The sequence below is a fragment of the Chryseobacillus diguaensis genome (assembly GCF_049220665.1).
In the GTDB taxonomy this organism is placed as follows: Bacteria; Bacillota; Bacilli; order Bacillales; family Bacillaceae; genus Metabacillus_B.
This window is the reverse complement of record NZ_JBMKNV010000001.1, coordinates 172,893-197,221: the sequence shown is the minus strand read 5'-3', so window position 1 is coordinate 197,221 and position 24,329 is coordinate 172,893. Positions and strand designations below refer to the sequence as shown.

Here is a 24,329-nt window from a genome sequence, read left to right as displayed (position 1 = left end):
CCACTAGCCGGCTCATTTTATTTTAATATATAGCCATTCAAAATTTCTTCATGCAAACCTTCTTTTGCGATAAGGAAGCTGCTTTTTTCAATAATATTGATTGGCTCCCCTTTTAAAGTTGTCGCTACACCGCCTACTTCTTCAAGAAGAATCAGCCCCGCAGCGTAATCCCATGGAGCAAGACGCATCGTTATATAGGCATCCAGTCTTCCAGCAGCCACATAAGCAAGCTCAATAGCCGCGGTACCATAGGAACGCGTGCCTCTGGAATCTCTAACTAAAGGACCTAACACTTTAGGGTCTATCGCTCTGTTTTCTGCTACCCAGGTGGCATTTAACGCAATGATGGCTTCTTTAACGGATACTTTCTCAAGTTTTGGGAGAGGAATTTCGTTCATGAAAGCTCCTTCCCCTTTTACGGCATGGTAAAGCTCATTATGTACAACATCATAGATAAGGCCTATTTTGCCGATTCCATCTTCATATATCCCAATAGATATGGCAAAATTGCGCTGCTGATGGACAAAATTCATCGTACCGTCAATAGGGTCTATAATCCAGATAACCCCCTCCGGTGATTCAATTTTATGCCCGTACCCTTCTTCACCTAAAATTCGGTGCTCTGGATAGTGTTCTTTAATTTTCTGAATAAAAAACTGTTCTGTTTCCTTGTCCATATTAGTTACAAGGTCATTTGGATTGGATTTGGTCTGGATTGAGAGAGTAGTGTTGAAGGATTCACGAATTCGCTGCCCTCCTTCATTTACCCATTCTTTGGCTTTTTTATCTATCTCTTTCCAATTGGTCATATGTAAGCCCTCACTTTGTCTAAATAGGTACCTTGCTTTTATAAGGATACTTGAACAGATTTATCAAAACAAGTTTTGCTTTGGGGATTTTGCACAGATAAAAACGAACCTGCATAACGGTTCGTTTAACCTCATTAGCTTTAGGCTAAGCCTGAAGTTTTATCCATTCTTTTCTGAGTTTTTCCAGTCTGCGCTTACAATCGTTCTTTTTTTCTTCGTTATTTTCCTGCATCGCTTCAAATAAAGTGGACAGCTCATAATCCAGTTCCATTTTAATGACTCCAATACGATTAACAACTTCTCTGGGCTGACCTGTTTTGATCACTTGTTTCATATTTACCGCCCCTTTCAGCAAATAATATAGTTAGATCCAAACACCGTCCGCTGTAACAGCAATTTGATATATGATTTTTTATATATTATGTGAGTTTGAAACGACGGGAACATAGGAATAAAAATTGTGTTTTCACCTATTTCGTTCTTATATTTCTATATTTACCACAACTCAAATAACCTGAAACGTGCATCATCTTTTGATGGGAAGAACAGATGTGCTAAAATATGCTTACTGAAATGATAATGGAGGATGAACATGAAATTTGAAGGATTTAATGAAGCAGACTTCGCAGTATTTGATGTAGATGGACTAGAGAACAGAATGAATGCCATTATCAAAAAGGTTCGTCCAAAACTTGAAACGCTTGGTGAACATTTCTCCACTAGTCTCTCTGTTTGGACAGGAGAAGAGATGATTGCGCATGTGGCCAAACATGCCAGACGTTCTGTCAATCCGCCTGATGATACATGGGTTGCCTTTGCAAACAGCAAAAGAGGCTATAAAAAACTGCCTCATTTCCAAATCGGCCTTTGGAAAACGCATTTATTTATTTGGTTTGCCGTTATTTATGAATCACCTATTAAAGAAGAGTTCGGAAGGAAACTTGAAAAAAATTACTCAAAAATAGTGAAAAACATACCTGATACATATATGTGGTCAGATGATCATACCAAACCTGATTCAATGGAACAAAACAAGTTAAAGAAAAGGGATTTCACTCGAATGTTCACCCGACTGAAGGAAATCAAAAAAGCAGAAATTCTTTGCGGCGTTCATCTTTCCCGGGAAGAAGTTTTGTCTTTATCAGGGGATGATCAGCTTAAGAAAATGGAAGAAACGCTTCAAAACCTTCTTCCCCTTTATCAGCTTGCTCAAAAATAAATTTTAAAAAAGTCTGTTTTGCAAAGATTGCTGCTATTCGTTCGTATTTTCTTAGAACACGCAAGATAAGCTTTTTAGCATCATTTCTTAAAAATTGCAAGTGTATCCATACTCTATAATCCTTAAATGGATGAAAAAACACCAAAGTTTAAGAATAGAGTCTTAAAAAAGAGACTGGCTTTATATAACGCCAGTCTCTTTTTATAGGCTGCGATCTAGTGCATCTTGATTTTTTCGCCTTCGACCCCGTCTTTAGCTTTTTGAATTGTTCGGTAAGAAGAATACCCGCTTGATTCTTCAAATTCACCGCAGATCTTTTTTTCTTCCGATTTGCTTGGTACGACAAGTTTAAAGCTCTTATACGCATTCATTAGCTCACTTTTTTCGATTCCGCCTTCATAGGCTTTTTCAATGCATTCAAAGAACCTGACGATGTCAATTATTTCGTCTGTGCTCCATTCATATGATATTGGATATTGATAGCTCATGTTGTCACCTCTTTTTCTTTTCCCCATTTATTTCGAATTTCATCTGCTTCACTCATTATTCGTTGAATAAGCTCTTCTGCCGAAGGGATGTCCTTGATCAGTCCTGTAACCTGGCCTGCCCAGCCGAAACCATTCTCAGCTTGTCCTTCGTAAATGTATTTTTTGTTAGCTTCTCCGCTGATATAATCCTTTAACCCTTCATAACCGGCATTTTCTGATTCCAGCTTCAAAATTTTTTCCGTCCAAGCAGAAGCAAGTGCTCTTGCTGGAGCTCCAATACTTCTTTTAATAACAGCTGTGTCATTTTCAGTTCCGTTTAAGAGGGCTTTTTTATACAAAGGATGGGCATGGACACATTCCTTTACAGCGATGAATCTTGTCCCCATTTCAATTCCCTCAGCACCAAGGGATAATGCAGCCATCAGCCCTCTGCCGTCGCCAATGCCCCCTGATGCAATTACAGGGATATGTATAGAATCTGCGACCTGCGGTACAAGAACAAAGGTGCCGGTATCATTTCTTCCTAAATGCCCTCCGCCTTCCTGGCCAACAACCATGACAGCATCGGCACCAAGCTCCTCCGCTTTTTCTGCTTGTCTTCTTGCAGCTGTGAGGACCAGTTTTTTTACGTTAGCACCCGAAAGCCTGGCAAAAAAAGGAGCAGGATTCCCGCCAGTCATGGAGATAACGCTAACTTCTTCTTCAAGTGCTGCTTCGAGCATTTCCTCATATGGCCTTCCATGCTGGCCAATTGCAAAATTAACACCAAATGGCTTATCAGTCAAAGCTTTTACTTTTTGAATCTCCTTTTTTAACGCTTCAGGCCCATCAAGAGTCATGGCCGTTATTTGTCCAAGCCCGCCTGCATTGGAAACTGCCGCTGCCAGCTCTGCATAAGCCAGATATGCCAGTCCCCCTTGTACTATTGGGTATTTAATGCCAAGAAGCTCTGTTACACGTGTCTTCCATTTCATGATTATTCCCCCCTCTCTATAAACTTCTTCCCTTATCCTCTAATTCCTTTTCAAACTTCTTTTCACGATTTTCAGATTATCTTTTCAAAGAGTTCAGATAGTGTTATAATTCAGTTTGTTTTATCGGAATAACTCATAAATTTAAAACCGCTTTTTAAAAGAAGACTGATCTGTTCAATTAAGAATGATAAAGCAGCAAAACGATAAAAAGAGCCTTATGAAAGGCTGTTTTCTAGAAAGATAGCTGCTGTTCGTATGTGTTCAGAACACGTTTGAAGATTGTGCGTAATTCATTTATTAAGATGAAAATGCAGCAAAGTTTTAGAAAAAAGCCATATGAAAAAAGCATTAAAAGAAGGTGGATAAAAAATTGTCGCAATATGATACTCCCTTATACACAGGATTATTAAAGCATATTGAAAAAAACCCTATTCAATTTCACATTCCAGGCCATAAAAAAGGAGCAGGCATGGATCCTGAATTCAGGAATTTCATTGGTGAAAATGCTCTGAAAATGGACCTGATAAATATTGGACCTCTTGATGATCTTCATTCTCCAAGAGGGATTATAAAAGAAGCCCAGGAGCTTGCAGCTGAAGCTTTCAATGCAGATTATACCTTTTTTTCAGTTCAAGGCACAAGCGGCGCTATCATGACGATGGTTATGGCTGTTTGCGGACCTGGAGATAAAATTATCGTTCCTAGAAATGTGCATAAATCTGTTATGACAGCCATCGTTTTTTCAGGTGCTGTTCCTGTTTTTATTCACCCGGACATTGATAAAGAATTAGGAATCTCCCATGGAATTACGACAGAAGCTGTTCAAAGTGCACTCGAACAGCATCCTGATGCAAAAGGTCTGCTTGTCATTAACCCAACTTATTTTGGCATTTCTGCCGACCTTGAACAGATTGTTGAAATAGCCCATTCCTTCCATGTTCCGGTTCTTGTAGATGAGGCACATGGGGTTCACATTCATTTCCATGAGGATCTTCCTATGTCAGCCATGCAGGCTGGTGCTGATATGGCTGCTACAAGTGTTCATAAACTTGGCGGCTCCCTTACACAAAGCTCTATTTTAAATGTAAGAGAAGGTCTTGTATCTGCCCAAAGGGTTCAATCCATCCTGAGCATGATGACAACAACCTCCACCTCTTACCTGCTGCTTGCCTCTCTTGATGTAGCCAGAAAAAGGCTTGCAACAGAAGGAAGAGCATTAATTGATACGAGCATAAAGCTTGCAAATGAAACGAGAAGAAAAATTAACGAAATTGATCATCTGCATTGTGTCGGGGAAGAAATACTCGGAACGAAAGCAACGTTCAGTTATGATCCTACAAAACTGACTATATCTGTTAAGGAGCTCGGTGTAACAGGCTATGCAGTTGAAAAGTGGCTGAGAGAAAACGAGCAAATTGAGGTTGAGCTATCTGATTTGTACAACATTCTTTGCATCATAACTCCTGGAGATACAGAATACGAGACAGGCAGGCTTGTTCAAGCCTTAAAGAAAATTTCAGACCATTTTAAGCATTATAGCAAAGAATCTGTCGTACCTACTGTTCTTCTCCCAGATATTCCTGTTCTTGCATTAACACCAAGAGATGCGTTTTATGCAGATACCGAAATCGTTCCATTTGAAGAATCTGCCGGCCGGATCATTGCTGAATTTATTATGGTTTATCCGCCGGGAATTCCAATTTTTATACCAGGCGAAATCATTACAGCTGAAAATCTTGATTATATAGGTGAAAATCTTGATGCAGGACTCCCTGTCCAAGGTCCAGAAGATCCCACTTTGCGTTATTTAAGGGTAATTAAAGAACGGAAGGCCATTCGATAACAGCTCGTGATTGGTCATTCTGACATCAAAAAAGCATGCAGAAATACCTGCATGCTTTTTTGGATCCCTTTATTTATTTAACCCCTTAATTGTATTTATCTTCTATCCTTCTTTTCTTCATCGCAATCGCTGCATTTACCGTAAAGAGTTGATACTTTCTCATCATCGAAATGGCTGATTGTACTATTGCATTCTTTACATACGATCGTTCCCATCTTCCCATCCCCTTTTTAAAAGAATCACAAACTCTCAAACTGCAAACATTGAAAGCGTTTTAATTAATTGATTAATTACATATTAATATGGCACATTCTGTTCGTCAAGCCCAAATAGTATGTCATATTAAAAATTTAATGATTTTTTTCTACTTTTTTATTGCATTATTACTTGAACAGGTGAATAGTAAAGTTATCAGAACAATCAGAAATGGGGATGCTAAAGTGGATACAAGAGCAACCATTAAACTGCTTTCTTCGTCTGAGAAAAGCAGAATAACACTTAAGGAAACCATTGATTACCTTACTTACTATAAAGAAATTACTAGCAAGACGGGCGATCAGCTTGACTGGAATTATGGTGCAGCTGCCTTTCCCTATAGTATTGAAAGCCATGAGGGGTATGCTGAGCTGAAATCTTCTGAACGTGGCTACAACAGGTTTATTATCGCTGTTGGTGAAGATCAGGAAACTCAATGTTCTTTTATTCAGATTATCCTTCCCCAGAGCTCTACATATGCAGATAAATCGAAGGCGAATGAATTATGCAAATTCCTTGCCAGAAAATTAAAAGCTGAGCTTCATTTATTCAGCGGGAAAATCATTCATCAATATGCCTAGAAAATAAAACTCACCGTACTCCTTGAGAGAAATACGGTGAGTTTTATTCTTAATAGCTTTTCGAAAACAGGTGCTAATCAAAAACCGTTTCCTTCTCAGGATGATGATAAAATTGAAACATAAGTTTTATTTGTTCTTCCGTAATCCTGCCGGTCGACAATGGCGGCAGCTCATTCTCAGAGAAGAAGCGCACATCTTCTGTTTCAATTCCTGTAGCTGCTTGGCCTCCGGTAATGCTGCATAGTATAAACAGTTTATAAATATGATATGGGGACGGAGGGTGATTATAATTTTTTTTGTCCAAAACAGCAAGCAGCCTTACGGTTTCTGCCTCAAAGCCAGTTTCCTCCCTGACTTCTTTCACCGCTACTTCAGCAGGTGACAGTCCAATGTCCCCAAATCCTCCCGGCAGCGACCATAGACCGTCTGTTGCCTCCTTCACCATGAGAATCTGGCTATTTTTAAAAATGACACCTCTGACGTCTACTTTCGGTGTTTGATATCCTGTTTCATTTGCAAATAATTCTTTCACAGTTTCAAATGTTGTATCTGTGTATTCTGTCATAATTTCCATACTGATTCTTCTCAGGAGCTCAAACCTTTCTAAATCGTAAACATCCTTTGAATAAGCAAGACCAGCTTGTGACAACGACTGTATTTGTTTCGCCCATTCAAGCCATTTATGGCTCATACTCTGCGCCTCCTGCATATCTTTGAATATTGGTTGCTTTTTGATTTCTATAAAGGCTGTTTTCGCCAAAATTGCTGCAATTCCTATGCGTTTAGAACATGCATCAAGATAAGCTTTGTGTCATCTTTTTAAAATTATCAGGTGTATCGTTGTTCAAAATTCATTTATTTAGGGGAAAAGCAATAAAGTTTTAGAAAAGAGCCTCTATAAATATGTATGAAAAAAGAGGATAAGCGTTCTAGTGATTCACACTATATCCTCTTTTTTTATCAGTCCGTTTTAATTGTATGGGGATCAGCAATTTCAAAACCTTTTGCTTTTAGATTCAAAACAATATCTTTCAAAGCTTCACTTGTCCATTTTCTGTCATGCATCAATATAATAGAGCCATTTGCCAAATACGGTGTATCTTTCATAATTTTTGTCAATGCCTCTTTATTTTGATATTCTTTGTTCCAGTCATAGCCAAACGTCCAGTTCATTAATTTCATCTTTTCATCTGCAACGAGTTTTCTGCTGACATCTGTATTAATGCCAAACGGCGCTCTGAAAAATTTCGGCTTTTCCCCGATAATTTTTTCTACAGCTTCATTTAATTTTAAAATTTCCTCTTTTTGCTTTCCAGCAGGCAATCCTTTTAATTCCAAATGATGATAAGTATGGTTTCCAATGACAAAACCCATATCATGGATTTCCTTCAAAACCTGTTTTTCTTTTTCTTCATCAATAAAATGTCCGTTTACAAAAAAGATTGCTTTTACATTTAATGCTTTTAATGTTTTGGCCATTTCAAGAGCATGTTTGTCTGGGGCGTCATCAATCGTTAATAGCGCGACTTTTTTATTTGTTTTTTTATCTAGAGGTTTAATGGTCCAATTGACCGGTGACACTTCATATTTTGGAGGTTTTTGGGTAATAATTTTTTTAGGTGCTCTAGCTTCATTCTTGACGTCAGTTTTATGTGTGTCCTTTTTTTCTAATTGAGCTGGCTTATTGCTTTTTTCATCACTTTGCTTGTCTGCGGCCGTACCTAAAGATATGTGCGGCTGGCAGCCTGCTGCAAAAAAGCATAGCATTGCAGCTAAAGGTATAGCCATGTAATGAGTTTTCTTCATGATAATCCCCCAGAAAGTAATTTACCTCTATCTATATAATAAGCCTTCTCCATTCCAAATTGAAATAGGGCATGTTTCACTCGAAAAAATTTTTTTTTACTTAAGGCTGTTTTCGCAAAGATTATTTCTATTCGTATGGGCTTAAAACACGTATAAAGATTTATCCTCGTGGCATTTGTTCTTAAAATTCGCAGAGGTATACCGGATCAGAATTCATTAAATTAGATGAAAAAGCAACAAAGTTTAAGAAAAGAGCCTTCAAAAAAAGAAACAAATTACATTTCTAGTCAAATAGGTATTTTTCAATTTTGTAACAAATAGGTAACAGTAAATAGATTGCTGAAAAACTGTGATAAAATGGGACTAATTTAGAGGGATACCTATATTTCGAATGTTTTTTGAAATAAAATCCAAGATAACCGCGGAAGGTTATTAGTTAAATGGAAATATTAAAGAGGTGGGCTATTTGGCACGTTTTGCACTCATTACTATTATAATGCCGGTCCTTTTTCTAACATCTTGCTCTGCTTATGATTTCGCTTCCCCGTCAAATGGCAGAATTAAGGCAAAAGATAAACAGATTTTCTTTTTTTCAGATGAGGAAAATATTGATAAAGAAACAAAATATTATGATGCTCTTTTGGACATTAAACAAAAGTATCCGAAGGAAGTTCGTCAAATGAAGGTCTATCAGACAGAACAAAAGAATCCCCTCCAAAATCATACGTTTCCTTCACTTGTGGTCATTGACAACAATCAGGTCATTGTTAAAATTAATGGATTTGTTAAATCAAAGGAAGAAATCGTCAGGCCAATTACGAAAGCTCTCTCTAATTAAAAAAGGAAACCCCCGGCTATTAGGCCGGGGGTTTCTCTTTTATTACTTAATGATATGAATCGGGCTTCCAAGAGCTACTTCTGCAGCTTCCATTGTGATTTCTCCCAATGTTGGATGCGCGTGGATTGTCATAGCAATATCTTCAGCAGTCATACCTGCTTCGATAGCAAGACCAAGCTCAGAGATCATGTCAGATGCATTTGCACCTGCAATTTGAGCACCTACAACGATTCCTGTGTCTTTTTCTGTTATAAGCTTAAGGAAACCATCTGTTTCGTTAAGAGAGAGAGCACGTCCATTTGCAGCAAATGGGAATTTAGCTCCTTTAACTTCAAGACCTTCTTCTTTAGCGCTTGCTTCAGTATATCCTACAGAAGCGAGTTCCGGTTCTGAGAATACTACAGCGGGAATACCAAGGTAATCTATTTCAGACGGTTCTCCAGCAATAGCTTCAGCAGCAATTTTACCTTCGTAAGAAGCTTTATGTGCAAGAGGCGGTCCTTCAACGATATCACCAATTGCAAAGATGTTTGAGACATTTGTGCGTGCTTGTTTGTCGATTTTAATCAAGCCGCGTTCAGTTGTTTCAATTCCAACTTGCTCAAGTCCAAGCTCATCTGTGTTCGGACGGCGACCAACAGTTACAAGCAAGTAGTCAGCTTCAACAGTCTGCTCTTCACCATTCGCTTCATAAGTCACTTTAACGCCGTTTTCTGTTTCTTCAACAGATTTTGCTTTCGCTTTTGTGAAAATTTCAACGTTGCCTTTTTTCTTCAAGTTGCGTTTAACAAGAGAGCTCATTTGTTTTTCAAAGCCCATTAGCATGTCGTCCATAGCTTCAATGAAAACAACTTCTGTGCCAAAGTTAGCATAAGCTGTTCCTAGCTCAGTACCGATATAACCAGCACCGATAACGACGATTTTGTTAGGTACTTCCTGAAGGTTTAATGCTCCAGTAGAGTCAAGAACCCGTTTAGAGAACTTAAATCCAGGAATTTCGATCGGACGGGATCCCGTCGCAATAATTGCATTTTTAAATTTGTACGTTTGGGAAGAATTATCATCCATTACTTTAAGGGACTCATTATCAATGAAATAAGCTTCACCGCGGACGATGTCTACTTTATTGCCTTTTAGCAATCCTTCAACACCGCCGACTAATTTTTTTACAACACCTGATTTGAATTCTTGGACTTTAGAAAAGTCGACTGTAACATTCTCAGCTTTAATACCCATATCTTCTGAGTGCTTCGCATTTTCAAATCGATGCCCAGCAGAGATTAAAGCTTTAGACGGGATACATCCAACATTCAAGCATACACCGCCAAGATTGCCTTTTTCTACAATTGTTACTTTTTGTCCAAGCTGTGCAGCACGGATGGCAGCTACATAGCCGCCAGGACCTGCACCGATGACGAGAGTGTCTGTTTCAATAGGGAAATCTCCTACTACCATCGATTACGCCTCCATTAAAATTAGTTGTGGATCATTCAGTAAACGCTTGATGTGGTTAAGAGCATTCTGTGCTGTAGCACCGTCAATGATGCGGTGATCAAAGCTTAAAGATAATGCAAGTACCGGTGCAGCAACGATTTCTCCATCACGTACAATTGCTTTCTCAGCAATGCGTCCAATTCCAAGGATTGCAACTTCTGGATGATTGATAACTGGAGTAAACCATTGTCCGCCAGCTGAACCAATGTTTGTGATTGTGCAAGAAGCACCTTTCATTTCGTTAGAAGCCAATTTGCCTTCGCGTGCTTTAGAAGCAAGGCTGTTGATTTCATCAGAAATTTCAAATACAGATTTGCGTTCTGCATTTTTAACAACCGGTACAAGCAGACCTTTTTCAGTGTCAGCCGCGATTCCGATGTTGTAATAATGTTTTTGTACGATTTCTTCTGTTTTATCATCGATAGATGTATTAAGAACAGGGAATTTCTTAAGTGCAGAAGTAAGTGCTTTCACTACGTACGGTAAATATGTTAACTTAATTCCCTGCTCGGCTGCAACACCTTTGAATTGCTTTCTGTGAGAAACAAGGTTTGTCACATCTACTTCATCCATTAGAGTTACGTGAGGAGCAGTATGTTTGGAATTAACCATAGCTTTAGCAATCGCTTTTCGGATTCCAGACATTTTTTCTCTTGTTTCAGGCATTTCACCTTCTGGAATGCTCACTGCTGCTGGTTTGCTTGCAGTGTCTTCCTGTTTGCTTTCTTGCTGTACAGGAGCTTCTGCTTGTTTGCTGCCGCCTTCAAGGAAAGCATCAATATCTTCTTTTGATACTCGGCCATTTGTTCCAGAACCATTTACCTGACGGATATTTACGCCTTTTTCACGTGCATATTTACGCACTGAAGGCATTGCAACAACACGTTTGTTTGGATCAGCATCTGCCTGGTCCTGCGCACCTGCACCTGTTGGAGCATCTGTTTCCGCTTTAGGAGTTTCTTCTTTTTTCACATCCTGGCCTGCTTCACCAGTTGATTGAACTTGAGCTTCTGTCTTTTCTTCTTTTTTAGGCTCATCTCCATGATCACCTTTAAATTGCAGGTCCTCATATCCAGGAGCATCAAAAGAAATAAGAGTTTGTCCAACAGTCGCTACTGTACCCTCTTCAACTTTTACTTCTATGACTTTCCCTTTTACTGGAGATGGGATTTCAACTACGGCTTTATCGTTTTGCACTTCAGCCAGCACATCATCTTCATTTACTTCATCGCCAGCTTTAACAAACCACTTTACGATTTCACCCTCATGGATTCCTTCACCGATATCCGGCATTTTAAATTCGAATGACACGGGCAGTCAACCTCCTGTTTTATGTGAATAAGGATAGATAAGGAACCAGCCTGCTGATCCCTTATCTGTTTTTCTTTTATAAGTATCTATTAAAATTCAAGAACTTTTTTTGCTGTTTCCAAAACATCTTTGTAATTTGGAAGCCATACGCCTTCAGCTTGGGAGAAAGGGAATACTGTGTCAGGAGCAGCTACACGAAGCACTGGAGCTTCAAGGCTTAAAATCGCACGGTCGTTGATTTCTGCAACAACATTTGCAGCAATTCCCGCTTGCTTCTGTGCTTCCTGAACCACAATTGCTCTGCCTGTTTTTTCAACAGAAGCAATAATAGTTTCAATGTCTAAAGGCTGTATAGTTCTAAGGTCAATAACTTCAGCTGATACACCGTCTTTTTCAAGCTCTTCTGCAGCTTTAAGAGATTCGTGGACCATCGCACCATAAGTAATAATTGAAAGATCTGTTCCTTCTCTTTTCACTTCTGCTTTACCAAGCTCAATTGTGTACTCTTCTTCAGGAACTTCCTGGCGGAAAGAACGATAAAGCTTCATATGCTCAAGGAAAATAACAGGGTCATTATCGCGAATAGAAGCTATTAAAAGACCTTTTGCATCGTATGGTGTAGATGGAATAACAACCTTAACGCCTGGACTCTGCGCCATCAGACCTTCAAGGCTGTCAGCATGCATTTCAGGTGTATGTACACCGCCGCCAAATGGTGAACGGATTGTAACAGGTGAAGTCCATCTCCCGCCAGAACGGTAGCGCATGCGCGCCATTTGGCCGGCAATAGAATCCATTACTTCAAAAAGGAAACCAAAGAATTGAATCTCAGCAACCGGACGATAGCCTTGTAAACCCAGGCCAAGTGCAAGTCCGCCGATTCCGGATTCAGCAAGCGGTGTATCAAACACGCGATCTTCGCCAAATTCTTTTTGCAATCCTTCTGTTGCACGGAATACGCCGCCATTGACGCCAACGTCTTCTCCAAAAACGAGAACATTTTCGTCATTTTTTAACTCTGTGCGTAACGCATCAGTGATTGCCTGAATCATTGTCATTTGCGCCATGGCTTACTTCGACTCCTTCTCTTTATAAATTTCATATTGCTCTTTCAGATTTAGAGGCCATTCTTCATACATGATCTCCATCAAGTCAGTTACCTTCTGTTTAGGATAAGCATCTGCTTTTTTGATTGCTTCTTTAATTTCTTCTTTTGCTTGTTCGATCACTTTATTTTCTTCTTCTTCATTCCAAATTCCCTTATTTTCAAGGAATTTACGGAAACGGACAAGCGGATCTTTTTCTTCCCACTCGTTTTCGATATCTTTTGTGCGGTAACGGGTTGGATCATCGCCGGCCATTGTATGAGGTCCATAACGGAACGTAAGAGTTTCAATCAAAGTCGGGCCTTCACCGTTTACTGCGCGCTCGCGTGCTTCCGCTACAGCTGCGTAAACTGCAAGTGCATCCATGCCGTCAACCTGGATTCCTGCAATACCAGCTGCTACTGCTTTTTGTGCAATTGTGCCTGCAGCAGATTGTTTTTCAACAGGAGTTGAAATAGCGTAACGGTTATTTTGGACAATGAAAATCGCCGGAGCTTTAAAAGCACCTGCAAAGTTAATACCTTCGTAGAAATCACCTTGTGAAGCACCGCCATCACCTGTGTATGTAATAGCAACTGCTTTTTTGCCGCGTTTTTTCAGTCCAAGAGCTACACCGGCAGTCTGAATATACTGGGCACCGATAATGATTTGCGGTGATAGCGCATTCAGATCGTCCGGCATCTGATTACCATGGAAATGACCGCGGGAGAACAAGAATGCTTGATATAAAGGAAGGCCATGCCAGATAATTTGAGGGACATCACGGTATCCAGGCAGAATGAAATCCTCTTTTTCCAGAGCAAACTGGGATGCTAGCTGAGATGCTTCCTGTCCTGCAGTTGGTGCATAGAAACCAAGGCGTCCCTGGCGGTTCAAAGAAATGGAACGCTGATCAAGAATACGTGTATAAACCATGCGGCTCATTAATTCTTTTAATTGGTCGTCACTTAAATCAGGCATTGCAGCTTCATTAACGACCTCGCCCTTTTCGTTAAGAATTTGGAACGTTTCGAACTGCTTTGCAATTGCTTCGTACTGCTTTTTGCTGTCAATGACAGATTTTTTTGTTTTTTCAGCCATCTAATAAGTCACCTCTTCCTTTCTTTTAAACAGTGAATAACAAGATGATTTTGGCATATACAGTTTAGGTTACCCCGATTAACATTTGATGACACAACTTTTTATACTTTCCACAGCCTAATTGCCCCTGTGTCAAGAATGAACCATCTTCTATGTAAGGATCATCTGTCAATCTGCAAACTGTATTCATATAACAATAAGGTTAATTAATACAACTTGCTTACGCACAGTCATAGTTTACACCTCTCAAAACTTTTCGTCAATTGCTTTAAACATGTATAATATATGTATTTCAGATTAGATATGAATCATAAATAATAATCTGTATTAATACAATTCAGAGATCTGTACTACAATAATGTCACCCATTTTGTCATGGTTAAGTTCTCCTAAAAAACACAAAAAAAGAGCAGTTCTTTTGCTGCTCTTTTTTTCGTTTATTTCATTATTCAAAGGATGGTCGAAATTTGGTAAAACGAACATCCAGCTATTTAGCGTCGGTTTTAAGTCCTGCTGCTTTGTAAAATTCTTTCTTCTGCTCATTATATTGTTTTGTGTATTCATTAAATTGTTTATTTTCTTCAATGACTTTCTGATAGCTTTGGTTGATTTTGTTAATGTAATCCTCGAGTTCAGCTAATTTCAAATCTTTTTTCTGAAATAACGTATAGAGAGTTTTGTCCAAAGAGGCTGCCTCTTTATAGGAAGTATAAAGCTTTTCATAAGAATTGTAGCGCTCGTTCATCAGCTGCTTTATTTCTTCAGCTTTTTTCTTAGGGTCAGCTTTATCCAAATTCTTCATTTCAGCTTCAGCTTTTTTGAATTCAGCGTGGGAATTCTTCATGCTGTCATGTTCTTTCTCAATTCTCTTCTCTCTGTCATCGACTAATACAAGAGCTTGCTTCGACAAGGTAACAATTTGACTGTAATCCTTCATTCCAAGCGCAACAATTTTGTTATACAGCTGATTTTCCTTTTGCTCGCTATCCATAAGAGGCTTCTGCTGCTCTTTGAAAGGATTTTCAAGCGTTACAACCTTTTCCAGACTCTCATAAATTTTATCAGCAGGCGAGTTTCCTGAGCAAGCAGATAAAATTAAAGCCGTCAGTATGAATAAAGAGCATACCCCAAACAACTTTCTTTTCATAAACACCAACATTTCCCCCTAACTATTGACAATACTACTATAAAAGGTTAATTCCATTATGACAATACATGCAGGAAAACATTTTCGAAACAGACCATTTGTCCCACGTTCATAATTATGAGCCTGTCCCAGTGATTAGACCCCTGTCCCAGGATAAAGTTCGGAAATCTGGGCATATGACTATACACATTCAACCCGGAAACATATGTTATATCAGACGCTCGAAGCAAGAGCGTAATGACAAGGGAGGTCGAATTATATGTACGGTTACGGAGGATATGGCTGTTATCCTGCATGCGGCGGTTATGGTTCTGGTGGGTATGGTTATGGACGTACATTTGCCTTGATCGTTGTATTGTTTATCCTTTTAATCATTGTTGGAGCAGCATATCTAGGCGGCTGCTAACAAAAACTTCGGCAGTTTACAAGGTAAGCTGCCGTGTTTTTTGCTTTTTATGGCTTCCCATGTTCGTTGTAATTGGTCTCTTCGTTTGTGGTGTAAATTTTTTTGACCACTACATAAAAGCAGAAATTAGAGGATTCTTTTCGTTTTGAAAACAATCCATTATAATGATAAGTACTGTTAACGCCCTGAAAGGAAGTGGTCGTCTTGTTGACAATGGAAGACATCATAAGAGAAGGTCATCCAACTTTAAGAGAAAGAGCTGAAAAGGTCCCTCTCCCTCCTTCAAAAGAAGATATAGAGACTTTAAAAAAAATGCATGAATTTTTGGTGAACAGCCAGGATCCTGAAATGGCAGAGAAATACAATTTGCGTCCAGGTGTGGGACTTGCTGCCCCGCAAATAAATGTACCTAAGCGAATGATCGCCATTCATGCTGAAGATAACGGCAAATGGTATAGCTTTGGATTATTCAACCCTAAAATTGTCAGTCACTCTGTTCAAAAAAGCTATTTAACAAGCGGAGAAGGCTGCCTATCAGTGGATCGGCCAGTACCCGGTTATGTTCCAAGGTATGCAAAAATCAGAGTGAAAGCTACCACCCTTGAAGGTGAGGAAATTGATCTTCGTCTAAAAGGATTTCCTGCTATTGTATTTCAGCATGAAATCGACCATCTTAACGGAATCATGTTCTATGACCATATGAATGAAGAAGATCCCTTCATATCACCTGAAGGCAGCGTGCCGATAGAGCGTTGAAGGTATTTCATGCTAATGTTTTATTTAAAATGCTGTTTTCGCAAAGATTGTTGCAATTCATAGGTTTAAAACACACTTAAAGATTAGCTTCGTGGCATCTTTTCTTAAAATTTCTAATGTACTATTGCTCTAATTTCACTTAAATGAAAGAAATAACAACCAAGTTTAAGAAAAGAGCCTATTTAAAAAACCGCATTCCCTTACAAAAAGGAAATGCGGTTTTTTATGGAATCCATTTCATGATTGGGCAGGTTCCTGCTTTAGCAGACCAAGCTTTTCGACTGCATAAGCAATCCCGTCTTCATCAACTGGTTTAGTAATGAAATCAGCAAGTTCCTTCAGCTTTTCTTCAGCATTGCCCATCGCAACCCCAGTACCGACAAATTTGATCATTTCAAGGTCATTTAATCCATCGCCAAACGCATATACATCTTCTTTTTCAAATTTCAGGCGGCTAATGAGCTTTTTAATTCCTTCCGCTTTTGAACCTCCCATTGGAAGGATATCTGTTGCTAAATGATGCCAGCGGATAAAATTCAAATCTTCATATTTTTTGTATTTTTCTTCTTCACCAATATCACAGAACAGCAACGTTTGGTATATTTCATGGTTTTTGAAGAAATCAGGATCAAATTTCGGATGCCCAAACTTCAAAGTACCCATGCTTTCATGAATATAAGGATGATCTTCAACAGTAGCCATCATAGTTTCATTGTTCATAAATACGAGCGGATTCCCAGACTCACTGGAAAACTCGAGCACGTTTTCAAGCGTTTTGCTGCTTAGAGGATTTTTGTAAATTACATTCCCCTCAAAAACGACATACTGGCCGTTAAATGAAACGAAGGAATTAATCTGCAGTTCCTCAAGCAGATCAGCAAACATAAATGGCGCTCTTCCTGTTGCAATAGCTACATGATGTCCTGCATTTTTTAAATCCTGAACGGCTTTTTTTGTGGATTCAGGAATTTTTTTATCAAAATCAAGCAAGGTCCCGTCAATATCAAAGAATATCACTTTTTCTTTCATCAGCATCTTCTCCCTTTCCTTTTCATGCTGTCTTTTTTTCCTGTATCTTCTGTTGTCCCGATTTAAATGTGATAAGGTAAATGCCAGAGAATACGAGCAATAAACCTGCTATCATATTGGCAGTTATTTTTTCTCCGAGAAGGAAAAACCCCCAAATAATCGCTGAAACCGGGACAATATATGTAACTAGGGATGCAAATTCTGCTCCTCCCTCTTTCACCATATAATAATATAACAAATAGGCAATACCAGAGCCAAAAACACCGAGCCCAATGAGTGAAAAAAATATTTTCCATTCAAACAGCTGAGATAGGACGGATTGATCTGTGAAGAGGATGAAAACAAATGAAAAGATTGCTGAAACAAACAGTGTGCTGAACGATGTCATCATGACTGATATTCCATTCAGATACCGTTTTGCCATATGTGCTCCTATTCCATAGCAAAGTGTGGCACCAAGCATTGTACCTGCCCCCAGCAAGTTTTCTTTCAAAAATTGCTCTACATTTAAATTAAGAATAACCAAAATTCCTATAAAGCCGGTAAAAATTCCGCCCCACTGCCAGAATTTCAGACGGGAAGCAAAAAACAGGCTTCCAACAATAACTGTAAAGATTGGAGTGGAAGCATTAATGACAGAAGCAAGACTGCTAGTAATTTTGGTTTCACTGTAGGCTATTAGAAGCCAAGGGACAGCATTGTTAAAAAGCGAAACCAGCACAATGGGAAGCCAAGGCATTTTTTTCAGCTGCATAAGCTCTCTTGCCTTGAAAAGCACCATAATAAGCAATAAAGCAAAAGCTCCGAAAAGACATCTGCCAAATACAGTGCCAAGCGGCCCAAGGGTGGGCACTAAAAGTTTAATAAATAAAAAAGAAGTTCCCCAAATGAGACTTAAACCTAATAAAGAAGCATACAGTTTTTTCATTCATAACGCCCTCTCGAAACGAAGTCTATTTTAAACCTATAAGATCAAGAAATTTTTGTCAATCAGATGATTGGAGCTTTCTTGGTTAAAAATTTAGAAAACAGTTTTTTCAATCACAAAAGAAGTTCAAAATAATTCTGTAAAAGAATAAATTTCCACTAATACCCATGAAAGATGAAGGTTTTTTTTCATATAATAGAGATAAGAGAGATAAATTGAAACGGAAGCGATTCTTCTCGGGACAAGTCATGAAAAAGGAGTGATAACCCTTGCTGCGAAGGCTTCGGAAGAAAATTAGATATCAGTGGAAACATCTTTTAAAAAGAAAATCCATAGCCTAGGGGTCAGGTACTCACCTTCGGATGAGGCCGACCCCCTTTTCTTACGGATGAGAATCTAATATAATAGAACAAGTTAGTCTAACAAACGGTAGCTAAGGAGAGATTTGGCAAATGATTTACAAGGTTTATTACCAAGAAAGTGCATCGGAAGTTCCTGTTAGGGAAAAAACAAAAACACTTTATGTGAAAGCTGACTATGAACGCGAGGTTCGCTTCCACCTTAAAGACCGTCTTTATAATATTGAATATGTTGAAGCACTAAAAGGTGCCTATCTTCAATATGAAGAAAAAAGCGAAAACTATAAAGTATTGGAGCTATGATAGATGAAATTTGTAAAAAATGATCAAGTTGGCGTTTTCGCTCTCGGAGGATTGGGCGAAATCGGCAAAAATACGTACGGAGTACAATTTCAAGATGAAATTATCCTCATTGATGCCGGCATTAAATTCCCAGAAGAGGAATTGCTTGGAATTGACTATGTAATCCCGGATTATTCCTACCTCGTAAAAAATGAGGACAAAATCAAGGGATTGTTTGTAACACATGGTCACGAAGACCACATTGGCGGTATTCCTTATCTATTAAGACAAGTGAATATTCCAATCTACGGCGGAAAATTGGCTCTCGGCCTTATTAAAAACAAGCTTGAAGAACATGGTCTTCTTCGTTCAGCAAAGCTGATTGAAATTCAGGAAGAGGACATTATTAAATTCCGTAAAACAGCGGTTACATTTTTCCGTACGACTCATAGTATTCCGGATTCATATGGTATTGTTGTTAAGACACCTCCTGGAAACATTGTACATACGGGTGATTTCAAATTCGATTTTACACCAGTTGGAGAACCAGCCAACTTGACTAAAATGGCTGAAATCGGAAAAGAGGGAGTGCTTTGTCTTCTTTCTGACAGTACGAATAGTGAAATACCTAATTTCACTATGTCAGAACGAAAGGTTGGAGAAAGCATTCACGAAGTTTTCAGAAAAGTAGATGGCAGAATTATTTTTGCTACATTTGCTTCCAATATTCATCGTCTTCAGCAAGTTGTTGAGGCAGCTGTAACAATGAACAGGAAAATTGCCGTATTTGGGCGCAGCATGGAAGCAGCGATTGAAATAGGCCGTGAACTGGGCTACATCCGCTGTCCTAAGGACACATTCGTTGAACCGAATGAAATCAATAGAATGCCTGCAAACAAGGTAACGATTCTCTGTACAGGAAGCCAAGGAGAGCCGATGGCTGCCCTTTCCCGTATTGCAAACGGAACACACCGGCAAATTCAAATCATTCCTGGAGATACGGTTGTTTTCTCTTCTTCACCAATTCCAGGAAATACAATAAGTGTAAGCAGAACCATTAATCAGCTTTTCCGTGCCGGAGCGGAAGTCATTCATGGGCCTTTGAGCGATATTCATACATCAGGACATGGCGGACAAGAAGAGCAAAAGCTGATGCTTCGCCTTATCAAGCCTAAATACTTCATGCCAATCCACGGTGAGTACAGAATGCAGAAGATGCATACAAAGCTTGCTGTAGATTGCCAGGTACCAGAAGAAAACTGCTTTATCATGGACAATGGTGAAGTTTTAGCGCTTGGGGATAAAGAAGCTGGTGTAACAGGCAAAATTCCTTCCGGGTCCGTTTATATTGACGGAAGCGGTATTGGAGATATCGGAAATATTGTATTGCGCGACCGCCGCATACTTTCTGAAGAAGGATTGGTTATTGTTGTTGTCAGCATCAATATGAAAGAATTCCGAATTTCAGCTGGACCGGATTTGATCTCCCGCGGCTTCGTCTACATGCGTGAATCCGGTGATTTAATCAATGATGCTCAAGACCTTATTACAAAACATTTAAATAAGGTTATGGAGCGCAAAACGAGCCAATGGTCAGAAATTAAAAACGAGATTACTGACACTCTTGCACCATTCCTATATGAAAAGACAAAACGCCGTCCAATGATTTTACCGATCATTATGGAGGTTTAATAAATGTAAAAAGAGTCTTGAACGTTATCGTTCAAGACTCTTTCTTTCGTAATGCTTAATAATCTTGTTTAGGTGCGGATTTATTCTCTATTTTAATTAAAACCCGGAATAAAGGCGGCAGCAGCAGAAAGATAAGGACAAGTCTCAAGGTCTGAACTGCTACTACAAAGGCAGAGTCAGCTTTATAGGCTACAGAAGCCGTTGCCATCTCTGCTACACCTCCAGGAGCAAATGCAAGTATAGAAGTAACAAGTGAAAGATGAGTCAGGGCTGAAACGCCGAATGAGCAAACAGCCATCGCACCCACAAGGCAGATTGATGTAATCAACCCCACGATCACTACCTCCCTTGCACCTTTAAACATCTCTTTATGAAGCCTTGATCCAATGCTTGCTCCTATTAAAACCTGTGCAATTATTATTAGCCAATGAGGCCACCATACAGCCATGGATGGTCCAATGACAGAAGAGCATAAGATATGCATAGCCCCCGCACCAAGCATGCCCCCCACAAGCCATGGAGCGGGAAGCTTTATTTTCTTTCCGATCCTGTGGCCTGCAAACGAACCGATTATCAGCAAAAAAGCGATCAATACTGGCAAGGGTCCAGTACCAGGCACACCTGCTGCAGTATTCCCTGCATCGTTATGTGCAGGAGCTGAAGGCTCAAAGTAAAAAGCAACCAACGGCACAGCGCTAACTACAAGAAAAATACGAATTAATTGAACAATGCTTACAGTTATCGTATTAGCTCCTGCTTCTTCTGCAATAGTCGGCATGGCGGACACTCCGCCTGGAGTGGTGCCGAGAAGACTTGTCATTAAATCTGATTTTGTCAATCTCCATAGGAAGAAGCCTGATAATAAAGCAAATCCTATTGATAACAGCAGCATAATGGTTATGGTCATCCAATGGCTTGTAAATGTACTAGCAATCGACGGATTAATTTGCTGGCCCAGCTGAATTCCTATAATAGCCTGGCCGGCATACCTCCAGTTTGGGTTGATTCCTTTACTAAAATAATTTCCATTCATCCAGGCTGGTTTCCAAAATGAAATCAAACCTGAAACAATCAAAGTACCAATCATCCATCCAATTGCCATTCCGGTCAGTGAAAGAAGATAGCCTCCAATGCTTGAAATCAGGATAAATAAACTGTTTTGGCAAATCAATTTTGTGTCCATAGCTGTAACTTTTCCTGCTCCCTTCTCCAAATGCAAGATTGAATGTGGAATTGGACCATTCAAGAACTCATTATAGATACCGATTATAAAGACAGCATTAAAATAGACTAAGTTTTTATCTCATAATGATTACTCTTTCGTATCATGCATTAAATCTTAAACACCTTTATCAACTTATGGCAAATGAATTATTAGCTCATAAAAAACTCTTTTAAGATAACATGATTAGCTTATTATTTCCAGGCATTGTGAAAATAACATATATGAAAAACAGTTAAAGCCGGTCAAATATGATTGACCGGCTTTTATTATCATGAAAAGTATTAAATTGAAATATGTTTGAAAGCTAATACGTCAAATAATCCTTCAACTGTCAGCTTTATCTCCGGGATAACCGGCAGACCAAGAAAAGATAGGGTTAGAAACAGGTCAATTTCTTCCCCGGCGCCAAGCGTCAATAGCTCATTTTGAACAAGTTCAAGTTTCCTGCTTACGGTTTCTGCATTCTCATTTGAGATAAGACCTGCAATTGGAAGAGCAAGAGAAGCGAGAATTTTTCCATCAAGTGATACTGCTAGCCCTCCCTGCTGACACCGAAGATGATTCAAAGCTAAGGCAATATCCTCATCGTGACAGCCTGCAGCAATTAAATTGTGTGAATCATGAGAAACGGAAGCTGCAATGGCTCCCTTTTTCAGACCCAATCCCTTCACAATTCCTAGACCGATTATACCGGTGTTGTGATGTCTTTCAGCCAGCACCAGCTTTAGTTGATCTCTTATGGGATCTTGAATAAAATGGCCTTCTTTTATAAGTACATTCTCCACTATTTTCTTTGTTACAAGCTGGTTCGGCTCAATCTCAATTATGGTTGCGGAAGGCTTGTCAGGCAAAGGTATTTTTAACTCAGAGACGCTAATTTCATTGCAATGAATTGTACTTGTCAATTTCTTCTCGTTTATATCCCTTGTCTTTTTTTCCCGAACCAGATAAGTGCCATTTTTGGAAACACACACTCCTTTTTTGTAAACCTCCTGAATGGAAATGTTCTCAAGATCATTAAATAAAATGAAATCTGCATCGTATCCAGGAGCTATGCCGCCTTTATTTCTTAGACCATAACATTCGGCAGCATTAAGCGAAGCTATTTGAATAGCAATAATCGGATCAATTCCAAGCTCAATTGAAAGACGGACATTATGGTCCACACTGCCCTCTTGAATCAAGTCATTTAAATGCTTATCATCTGTGCAAAAAAGAAATCTTCTTGCATTATTCTTGTTTACAGCATGGATTATTTTGGGAAGATCTTTCGCAGCTGAACCATGACGGATCTGAACGTACATTCCTCTTCTAATCCGTTCATGCACTTCTTCGATACGAGATACTTCGTGATCTGTCCTGATTCCGGCAGATCCGTAAATATCAAGCATTTCAGGAGAAAACCCTGCCATATGTCCATCAACCATTGCTTTTTTCTTACGGGCTTGAACCAATTTCTCCATCATATCAGCCTTCTCATCCCTGACTGAAGGAAAATCCATCACTTCTGCAAGACCCAGCACTCTAGGGTGCTGATAAAAAGGCTCTAGATCAAAAGCCTTTAATTCGGCACCGTTATATTCAAAGCTGGCAGCAGGAACACTGGACGGAAGCATAACATATACTTCAAGCTCTAATCCTTCTGATTCATCCAGCATATATTGAATGCCCTCAGCCCCTGATACATTAGCAATCTCGTGAGGGTCTGTTACAACAGTGGTAACACCATGGGTTAAAACCACTTTGGCAAACTCACTTGGTTTAACCATAGAAGATTCGATGTGCACATGGGAATCAATAAAAGAGGGAGCTAAATAAGCGCCTTTTGCATCTACTATGTGCGATGCTTCAAATTCACCAAAACCTGCAAATGTTCCTTCAGCAACTGCTACATGGCCTTCAAAAATTTCTCTGTTAAAAACATCAATAATTTTAGCATTTTTTATGAGCAAATCTGCTTTTTGTCTTTTGGCAGATACGTAAATTTTGCTGCCTAAACTCCTATTATCCATAAAATCCTCCCTGCTGATGACACGCTCTATTTGTTTGTTGATTATCATACTTGATAGAAATTCTTGGGTCAATCTAAAAAACAGATAATGACCAGGAGGATTATATGAGTATTCGAAAACCAAAAAAACCATCCATTGATTGATGCACGGTCTTCATTCTAAAATATGTTATAGTAGTAGAAACTGATTCATTCGGAAGTACCGCAGGTGTGTGGGCACCTGCGGCTAGCAAATCTTCATTCAATGAATCAGCCATTACGTTCTAAATAGATCTCTTTTCCGTTTCTTCGGCAAGGGGATCTATTTTTTTGTATGAAATGTCAGTACTGCCACGATAAAACGCCCAAACGAGATAAGGACACTTAAAAGCTCGTAAACTGACATAGCAGCAACACCTCCCTTCCTTGGAAAAGTAAGGTTCGTTCTGCCAATTATATGAATGAAGTTTGCTTTTAAAAAGTATAGCATAATTCACAATAAGAACAAGCGTTCCTATTTAAAAACAGGAAAATTAGCATATTACCAGTTAGAATAAAATAAAAAAGCACCGCTAAGGTACTTTTAATAGGACAATAAAGGATGCTATACGTCAAGCACCTTTTTTTCAAATTGCTCAATATCTTTTTCAGATCCGATAACAGCCATTATATCTTTTATCTTTAATAGTTCATTTGCAAAGGAGAGATGAT

24 protein-coding genes and 1 pseudogene are annotated in these 24,329 nt (G+C 39.1%); 8 read left to right on the top strand and 17 right to left on the bottom strand.

The features are described 5' to 3' along the window. Nucleotides 1-17 precede the first annotated feature (17 nt). Nucleotides 18-809: an inositol monophosphatase family protein gene (locus tag ACOT8F_RS00970; protein WP_421649686.1), complete on the bottom strand. Its 792-nt coding sequence runs from the start codon at nucleotides 807-809 to the stop codon at nucleotides 18-20. 145 nt (nucleotides 810-954) lie between these two features. Continuing rightward, the gene (locus ACOT8F_RS00965; RefSeq protein ID WP_421649685.1) at nucleotides 955-1,143 is read right to left on the bottom strand and encodes a hypothetical protein; all 189 of its coding nucleotides are present in this window, start codon (nucleotides 1,141-1,143) and stop codon (nucleotides 955-957) included. Between the two features lie 258 nt (nucleotides 1,144-1,401). On the opposite strand from ACOT8F_RS00965, the gene ACOT8F_RS00960 reads away from it, so the two are divergent. After that, entirely contained in the window at nucleotides 1,402-2,028 is a 627-nt protein-coding gene (locus ACOT8F_RS00960; RefSeq protein ID WP_421649684.1) for a YktB family protein, read from the top strand. Between the two features lie 215 nt (nucleotides 2,029-2,243). Here ACOT8F_RS00960 and ACOT8F_RS00955 read toward each other — a convergent pair whose 3' ends face one another. Both ACOT8F_RS00955 and ACOT8F_RS00950 read right to left on the bottom strand, forming a co-directional pair. Next, a complete protein-coding gene (locus ACOT8F_RS00955; protein ID WP_421649683.1) occupies nucleotides 2,244-2,516 on the bottom strand; it encodes a UPF0223 family protein in 273 nt (90 codons plus the stop codon). Beyond that, nucleotides 2,513-3,490 carry an NAD(P)H-dependent flavin oxidoreductase gene (locus ACOT8F_RS00950; RefSeq protein ID WP_421649682.1) on the bottom strand — a complete coding sequence of 326 codons (978 nt, stop codon included), beginning with the start codon at nucleotides 3,488-3,490 and terminating at the stop codon, nucleotides 2,513-2,515. Before ACOT8F_RS00950 ends, ACOT8F_RS00955 begins: the two co-directional genes overlap by 4 nt. Nucleotides 3,491-3,860: 370 nt before the next feature. Between ACOT8F_RS00950 and ACOT8F_RS00945 the strand changes: the two genes are divergently transcribed. Then, the gene (locus ACOT8F_RS00945) at nucleotides 3,861-5,333 is read left to right on the top strand and encodes an aminotransferase class I/II-fold pyridoxal phosphate-dependent enzyme (protein ID WP_421649681.1); all 1,473 of its coding nucleotides are present in this window, start codon (nucleotides 3,861-3,863) and stop codon (nucleotides 5,331-5,333) included. A gap of 95 nt (nucleotides 5,334-5,428) precedes the next feature. On the opposite strand, the gene ACOT8F_RS00940 is transcribed toward ACOT8F_RS00945, so the two are convergent. Next, entirely contained in the window at nucleotides 5,429-5,548 is a 120-nt protein-coding gene (locus ACOT8F_RS00940; RefSeq protein ID WP_421649680.1) for a GapA-binding peptide SR1P, read from the bottom strand. A gap of 225 nt (nucleotides 5,549-5,773) precedes the next feature. On the opposite strand from ACOT8F_RS00940, the gene ACOT8F_RS00935 reads away from it, so the two are divergent. Next, on the top strand, nucleotides 5,774-6,169 hold the full coding sequence (locus ACOT8F_RS00935; RefSeq protein WP_421649679.1) for a DUF1885 family protein: 396 nt from the start codon (nucleotides 5,774-5,776) through the stop codon (nucleotides 6,167-6,169). Between the two features lie 73 nt (nucleotides 6,170-6,242). On the opposite strand, the gene ACOT8F_RS00930 is transcribed toward ACOT8F_RS00935, so the two are convergent. Together ACOT8F_RS00930 and ACOT8F_RS00925 are read right to left on the bottom strand one after the other, a co-directional pair. Beyond that, nucleotides 6,243-6,860 (bottom strand): NUDIX hydrolase, encoded by a 618-nt coding sequence (locus tag ACOT8F_RS00930; protein ID WP_421649678.1) that lies wholly within the window; start codon nucleotides 6,858-6,860, stop codon nucleotides 6,243-6,245. A 269-nt stretch (nucleotides 6,861-7,129) separates the two neighbouring features. After that, nucleotides 7,130-7,975: a polysaccharide deacetylase family protein gene (locus ACOT8F_RS00925; protein ID WP_421649677.1), complete on the bottom strand. Its 846-nt coding sequence runs from the start codon at nucleotides 7,973-7,975 to the stop codon at nucleotides 7,130-7,132. 466 nt (nucleotides 7,976-8,441) lie between these two features. On the opposite strand from ACOT8F_RS00925, the gene ACOT8F_RS00920 reads away from it, so the two are divergent. Next, nucleotides 8,442-8,813, top strand: a complete 372-nt coding sequence (locus ACOT8F_RS00920) for a hypothetical protein (RefSeq protein ID WP_421649676.1) — start codon at nucleotides 8,442-8,444, stop codon at nucleotides 8,811-8,813. A gap of 42 nt (nucleotides 8,814-8,855) precedes the next feature. On the opposite strand, the gene lpdA is transcribed toward ACOT8F_RS00920, so the two are convergent. The 5 genes from lpdA to ACOT8F_RS00895 form a co-directional block, all read right to left on the bottom strand. Further along, nucleotides 8,856-10,268: a dihydrolipoyl dehydrogenase gene (gene lpdA, locus ACOT8F_RS00915; RefSeq protein WP_421649675.1), complete on the bottom strand. Its 1,413-nt coding sequence runs from the start codon at nucleotides 10,266-10,268 to the stop codon at nucleotides 8,856-8,858. A 3-nt stretch (nucleotides 10,269-10,271) separates the two neighbouring features. Further along, nucleotides 10,272-11,618, bottom strand: coding sequence for a dihydrolipoamide acetyltransferase family protein (locus tag ACOT8F_RS00910; RefSeq protein ID WP_421649674.1), 1,347 nt, complete (start codon nucleotides 11,616-11,618; stop codon nucleotides 10,272-10,274). A gap of 89 nt (nucleotides 11,619-11,707) precedes the next feature. Further along, nucleotides 11,708-12,685 carry an alpha-ketoacid dehydrogenase subunit beta gene (locus tag ACOT8F_RS00905; protein WP_421649673.1) on the bottom strand — a complete coding sequence of 326 codons (978 nt, stop codon included), beginning with the start codon at nucleotides 12,683-12,685 and terminating at the stop codon, nucleotides 11,708-11,710. Between the two features lie 3 nt (nucleotides 12,686-12,688). Further along, nucleotides 12,689-13,804 carry a pyruvate dehydrogenase (acetyl-transferring) E1 component subunit alpha gene (pdhA, locus tag ACOT8F_RS00900; protein WP_421649672.1) on the bottom strand — a complete coding sequence of 372 codons (1,116 nt, stop codon included), beginning with the start codon at nucleotides 13,802-13,804 and terminating at the stop codon, nucleotides 12,689-12,691. A 487-nt stretch (nucleotides 13,805-14,291) separates the two neighbouring features. Further along, complete coding sequence (locus ACOT8F_RS00895) at nucleotides 14,292-14,951, bottom strand: YkyA family protein (protein WP_421649671.1); 660 nt, start codon at nucleotides 14,949-14,951, stop codon at nucleotides 14,292-14,294. Nucleotides 14,952-15,261: 310 nt separating this feature from the next. Here ACOT8F_RS00895 and ACOT8F_RS00890 point away from each other — a divergent pair. Both ACOT8F_RS00890 and def read left to right on the top strand, forming a co-directional pair. Beyond that, a pseudogene (locus tag ACOT8F_RS00890) lies at nucleotides 15,262-15,357 on the top strand (YjcZ family sporulation protein); the annotation flags it as partial. 204 nt (nucleotides 15,358-15,561) lie between these two features. Then, on the top strand, nucleotides 15,562-16,113 hold the full coding sequence (gene def / locus ACOT8F_RS00885) for a peptide deformylase (RefSeq protein ID WP_421649670.1): 552 nt from the start codon (nucleotides 15,562-15,564) through the stop codon (nucleotides 16,111-16,113). A 237-nt stretch (nucleotides 16,114-16,350) separates the two neighbouring features. Here the strand turns inward: def and ACOT8F_RS00880 are convergent, their stop codons facing one another. Both ACOT8F_RS00880 and ACOT8F_RS00875 read right to left on the bottom strand, forming a co-directional pair. Beyond that, nucleotides 16,351-17,142, bottom strand: coding sequence for a Cof-type HAD-IIB family hydrolase (locus tag ACOT8F_RS00880; RefSeq protein WP_421649669.1), 792 nt, complete (start codon nucleotides 17,140-17,142; stop codon nucleotides 16,351-16,353). 22 nt (nucleotides 17,143-17,164) lie between these two features. Beyond that, the gene (locus ACOT8F_RS00875; protein WP_421649668.1) at nucleotides 17,165-18,070 is read right to left on the bottom strand and encodes a DMT family transporter; all 906 of its coding nucleotides are present in this window, start codon (nucleotides 18,068-18,070) and stop codon (nucleotides 17,165-17,167) included. Between the two features lie 452 nt (nucleotides 18,071-18,522). On the opposite strand from ACOT8F_RS00875, the gene ACOT8F_RS00870 reads away from it, so the two are divergent. Together ACOT8F_RS00870 and rnjA are read left to right on the top strand one after the other, a co-directional pair. After that, on the top strand, nucleotides 18,523-18,732 hold the full coding sequence (locus tag ACOT8F_RS00870; protein WP_421649667.1) for a DNA-dependent RNA polymerase subunit epsilon: 210 nt from the start codon (nucleotides 18,523-18,525) through the stop codon (nucleotides 18,730-18,732). Nucleotides 18,733-18,735: 3 nt separating this feature from the next. Continuing rightward, a complete protein-coding gene (gene rnjA, locus ACOT8F_RS00865) occupies nucleotides 18,736-20,403 on the top strand; it encodes a ribonuclease J1 (RefSeq protein WP_421649666.1) in 1,668 nt (555 codons plus the stop codon). Nucleotides 20,404-20,458: 55 nt separating this feature from the next. Here the strand turns inward: rnjA and ACOT8F_RS00860 are convergent, their stop codons facing one another. The 3 genes from ACOT8F_RS00860 to ACOT8F_RS00850 all read right to left on the bottom strand — a co-directional run bounded on the left by ACOT8F_RS00860 (nucleotide 20,459) and on the right by ACOT8F_RS00850 (nucleotide 24,024). After that, nucleotides 20,459-21,586 (bottom strand): AbrB family transcriptional regulator, encoded by a 1,128-nt coding sequence (locus ACOT8F_RS00860; RefSeq protein ID WP_421649665.1) that lies wholly within the window; start codon nucleotides 21,584-21,586, stop codon nucleotides 20,459-20,461. 323 nt (nucleotides 21,587-21,909) lie between these two features. Beyond that, a complete protein-coding gene (gene ade, locus ACOT8F_RS00855; RefSeq protein ID WP_421649664.1) occupies nucleotides 21,910-23,640 on the bottom strand; it encodes an adenine deaminase in 1,731 nt (576 codons plus the stop codon). 300 nt (nucleotides 23,641-23,940) lie between these two features. Further along, nucleotides 23,941-24,024, bottom strand: coding sequence for a putative holin-like toxin (locus tag ACOT8F_RS00850; protein WP_421650015.1), 84 nt, complete (start codon nucleotides 24,022-24,024; stop codon nucleotides 23,941-23,943). Nucleotides 24,025-24,329: the final 305 nt, after the last annotated feature.

What these genes read in the sequence shown, in the direction of transcription:
- ACOT8F_RS00970 (WP_421649686.1), bottom strand. Translation starts at nt 809, where the DNA reads ATGACCAATTGGAAAGAGATAGATAAAAAAGCCAAAGAATGGGTAAAT.
- ACOT8F_RS00965 (WP_421649685.1), bottom strand. Translation starts at nt 1,143, where the DNA reads ATGAAACAAGTGATCAAAACAGGTCAGCCCAGAGAAGTTGTTAATCGT.
- ACOT8F_RS00960 (WP_421649684.1), top strand. Translation starts at nt 1,402, where the DNA reads ATGAAATTTGAAGGATTTAATGAAGCAGACTTCGCAGTATTTGATGTA.
- ACOT8F_RS00955 (WP_421649683.1), bottom strand. Translation starts at nt 2,516, where the DNA reads ATGAGCTATCAATATCCAATATCATATGAATGGAGCACAGACGAAATA.
- ACOT8F_RS00950 (WP_421649682.1), bottom strand. Translation starts at nt 3,490, where the DNA reads ATGAAATGGAAGACACGTGTAACAGAGCTTCTTGGCATTAAATACCCA.
- ACOT8F_RS00940 (WP_421649680.1), bottom strand. Translation starts at nt 5,548, where the DNA reads ATGGGAACGATCGTATGTAAAGAATGCAATAGTACAATCAGCCATTTC.
- ACOT8F_RS00930 (WP_421649678.1), bottom strand. Translation starts at nt 6,860, where the DNA reads ATGAGCCATAAATGGCTTGAATGGGCGAAACAAATACAGTCGTTGTCA.
- ACOT8F_RS00925 (WP_421649677.1), bottom strand. Translation starts at nt 7,975, where the DNA reads ATGAAGAAAACTCATTACATGGCTATACCTTTAGCTGCAATGCTATGC.
- lpdA (WP_421649675.1), bottom strand. Translation starts at nt 10,268, where the DNA reads ATGGTAGTAGGAGATTTCCCTATTGAAACAGACACTCTCGTCATCGGT.
- ACOT8F_RS00905 (WP_421649673.1), bottom strand. Translation starts at nt 12,685, where the DNA reads ATGGCGCAAATGACAATGATTCAGGCAATCACTGATGCGTTACGCACA.
- pdhA (WP_421649672.1), bottom strand. Translation starts at nt 13,804, where the DNA reads ATGGCTGAAAAAACAAAAAAATCTGTCATTGACAGCAAAAAGCAGTAC.
- ACOT8F_RS00895 (WP_421649671.1), bottom strand. Translation starts at nt 14,951, where the DNA reads ATGAAAAGAAAGTTGTTTGGGGTATGCTCTTTATTCATACTGACGGCT.
- ACOT8F_RS00880 (WP_421649669.1), bottom strand. Translation starts at nt 17,142, where the DNA reads ATGAAAGAAAAAGTGATATTCTTTGATATTGACGGGACCTTGCTTGAT.
- ACOT8F_RS00875 (WP_421649668.1), bottom strand. Translation starts at nt 18,070, where the DNA reads ATGAAAAAACTGTATGCTTCTTTATTAGGTTTAAGTCTCATTTGGGGA.
- ACOT8F_RS00870 (WP_421649667.1), top strand. Translation starts at nt 18,523, where the DNA reads ATGATTTACAAGGTTTATTACCAAGAAAGTGCATCGGAAGTTCCTGTT.
- rnjA (WP_421649666.1), top strand. Translation starts at nt 18,736, where the DNA reads ATGAAATTTGTAAAAAATGATCAAGTTGGCGTTTTCGCTCTCGGAGGA.
- ACOT8F_RS00860 (WP_421649665.1), bottom strand. Translation starts at nt 21,586, where the DNA reads ATGGACACAAAATTGATTTGCCAAAACAGTTTATTTATCCTGATTTCA.
- ade (WP_421649664.1), bottom strand. Translation starts at nt 23,640, where the DNA reads ATGGATAATAGGAGTTTAGGCAGCAAAATTTACGTATCTGCCAAAAGA.
- ACOT8F_RS00850 (WP_421650015.1), bottom strand. Translation starts at nt 24,024, where the DNA reads ATGTCAGTTTACGAGCTTTTAAGTGTCCTTATCTCGTTTGGGCGTTTT.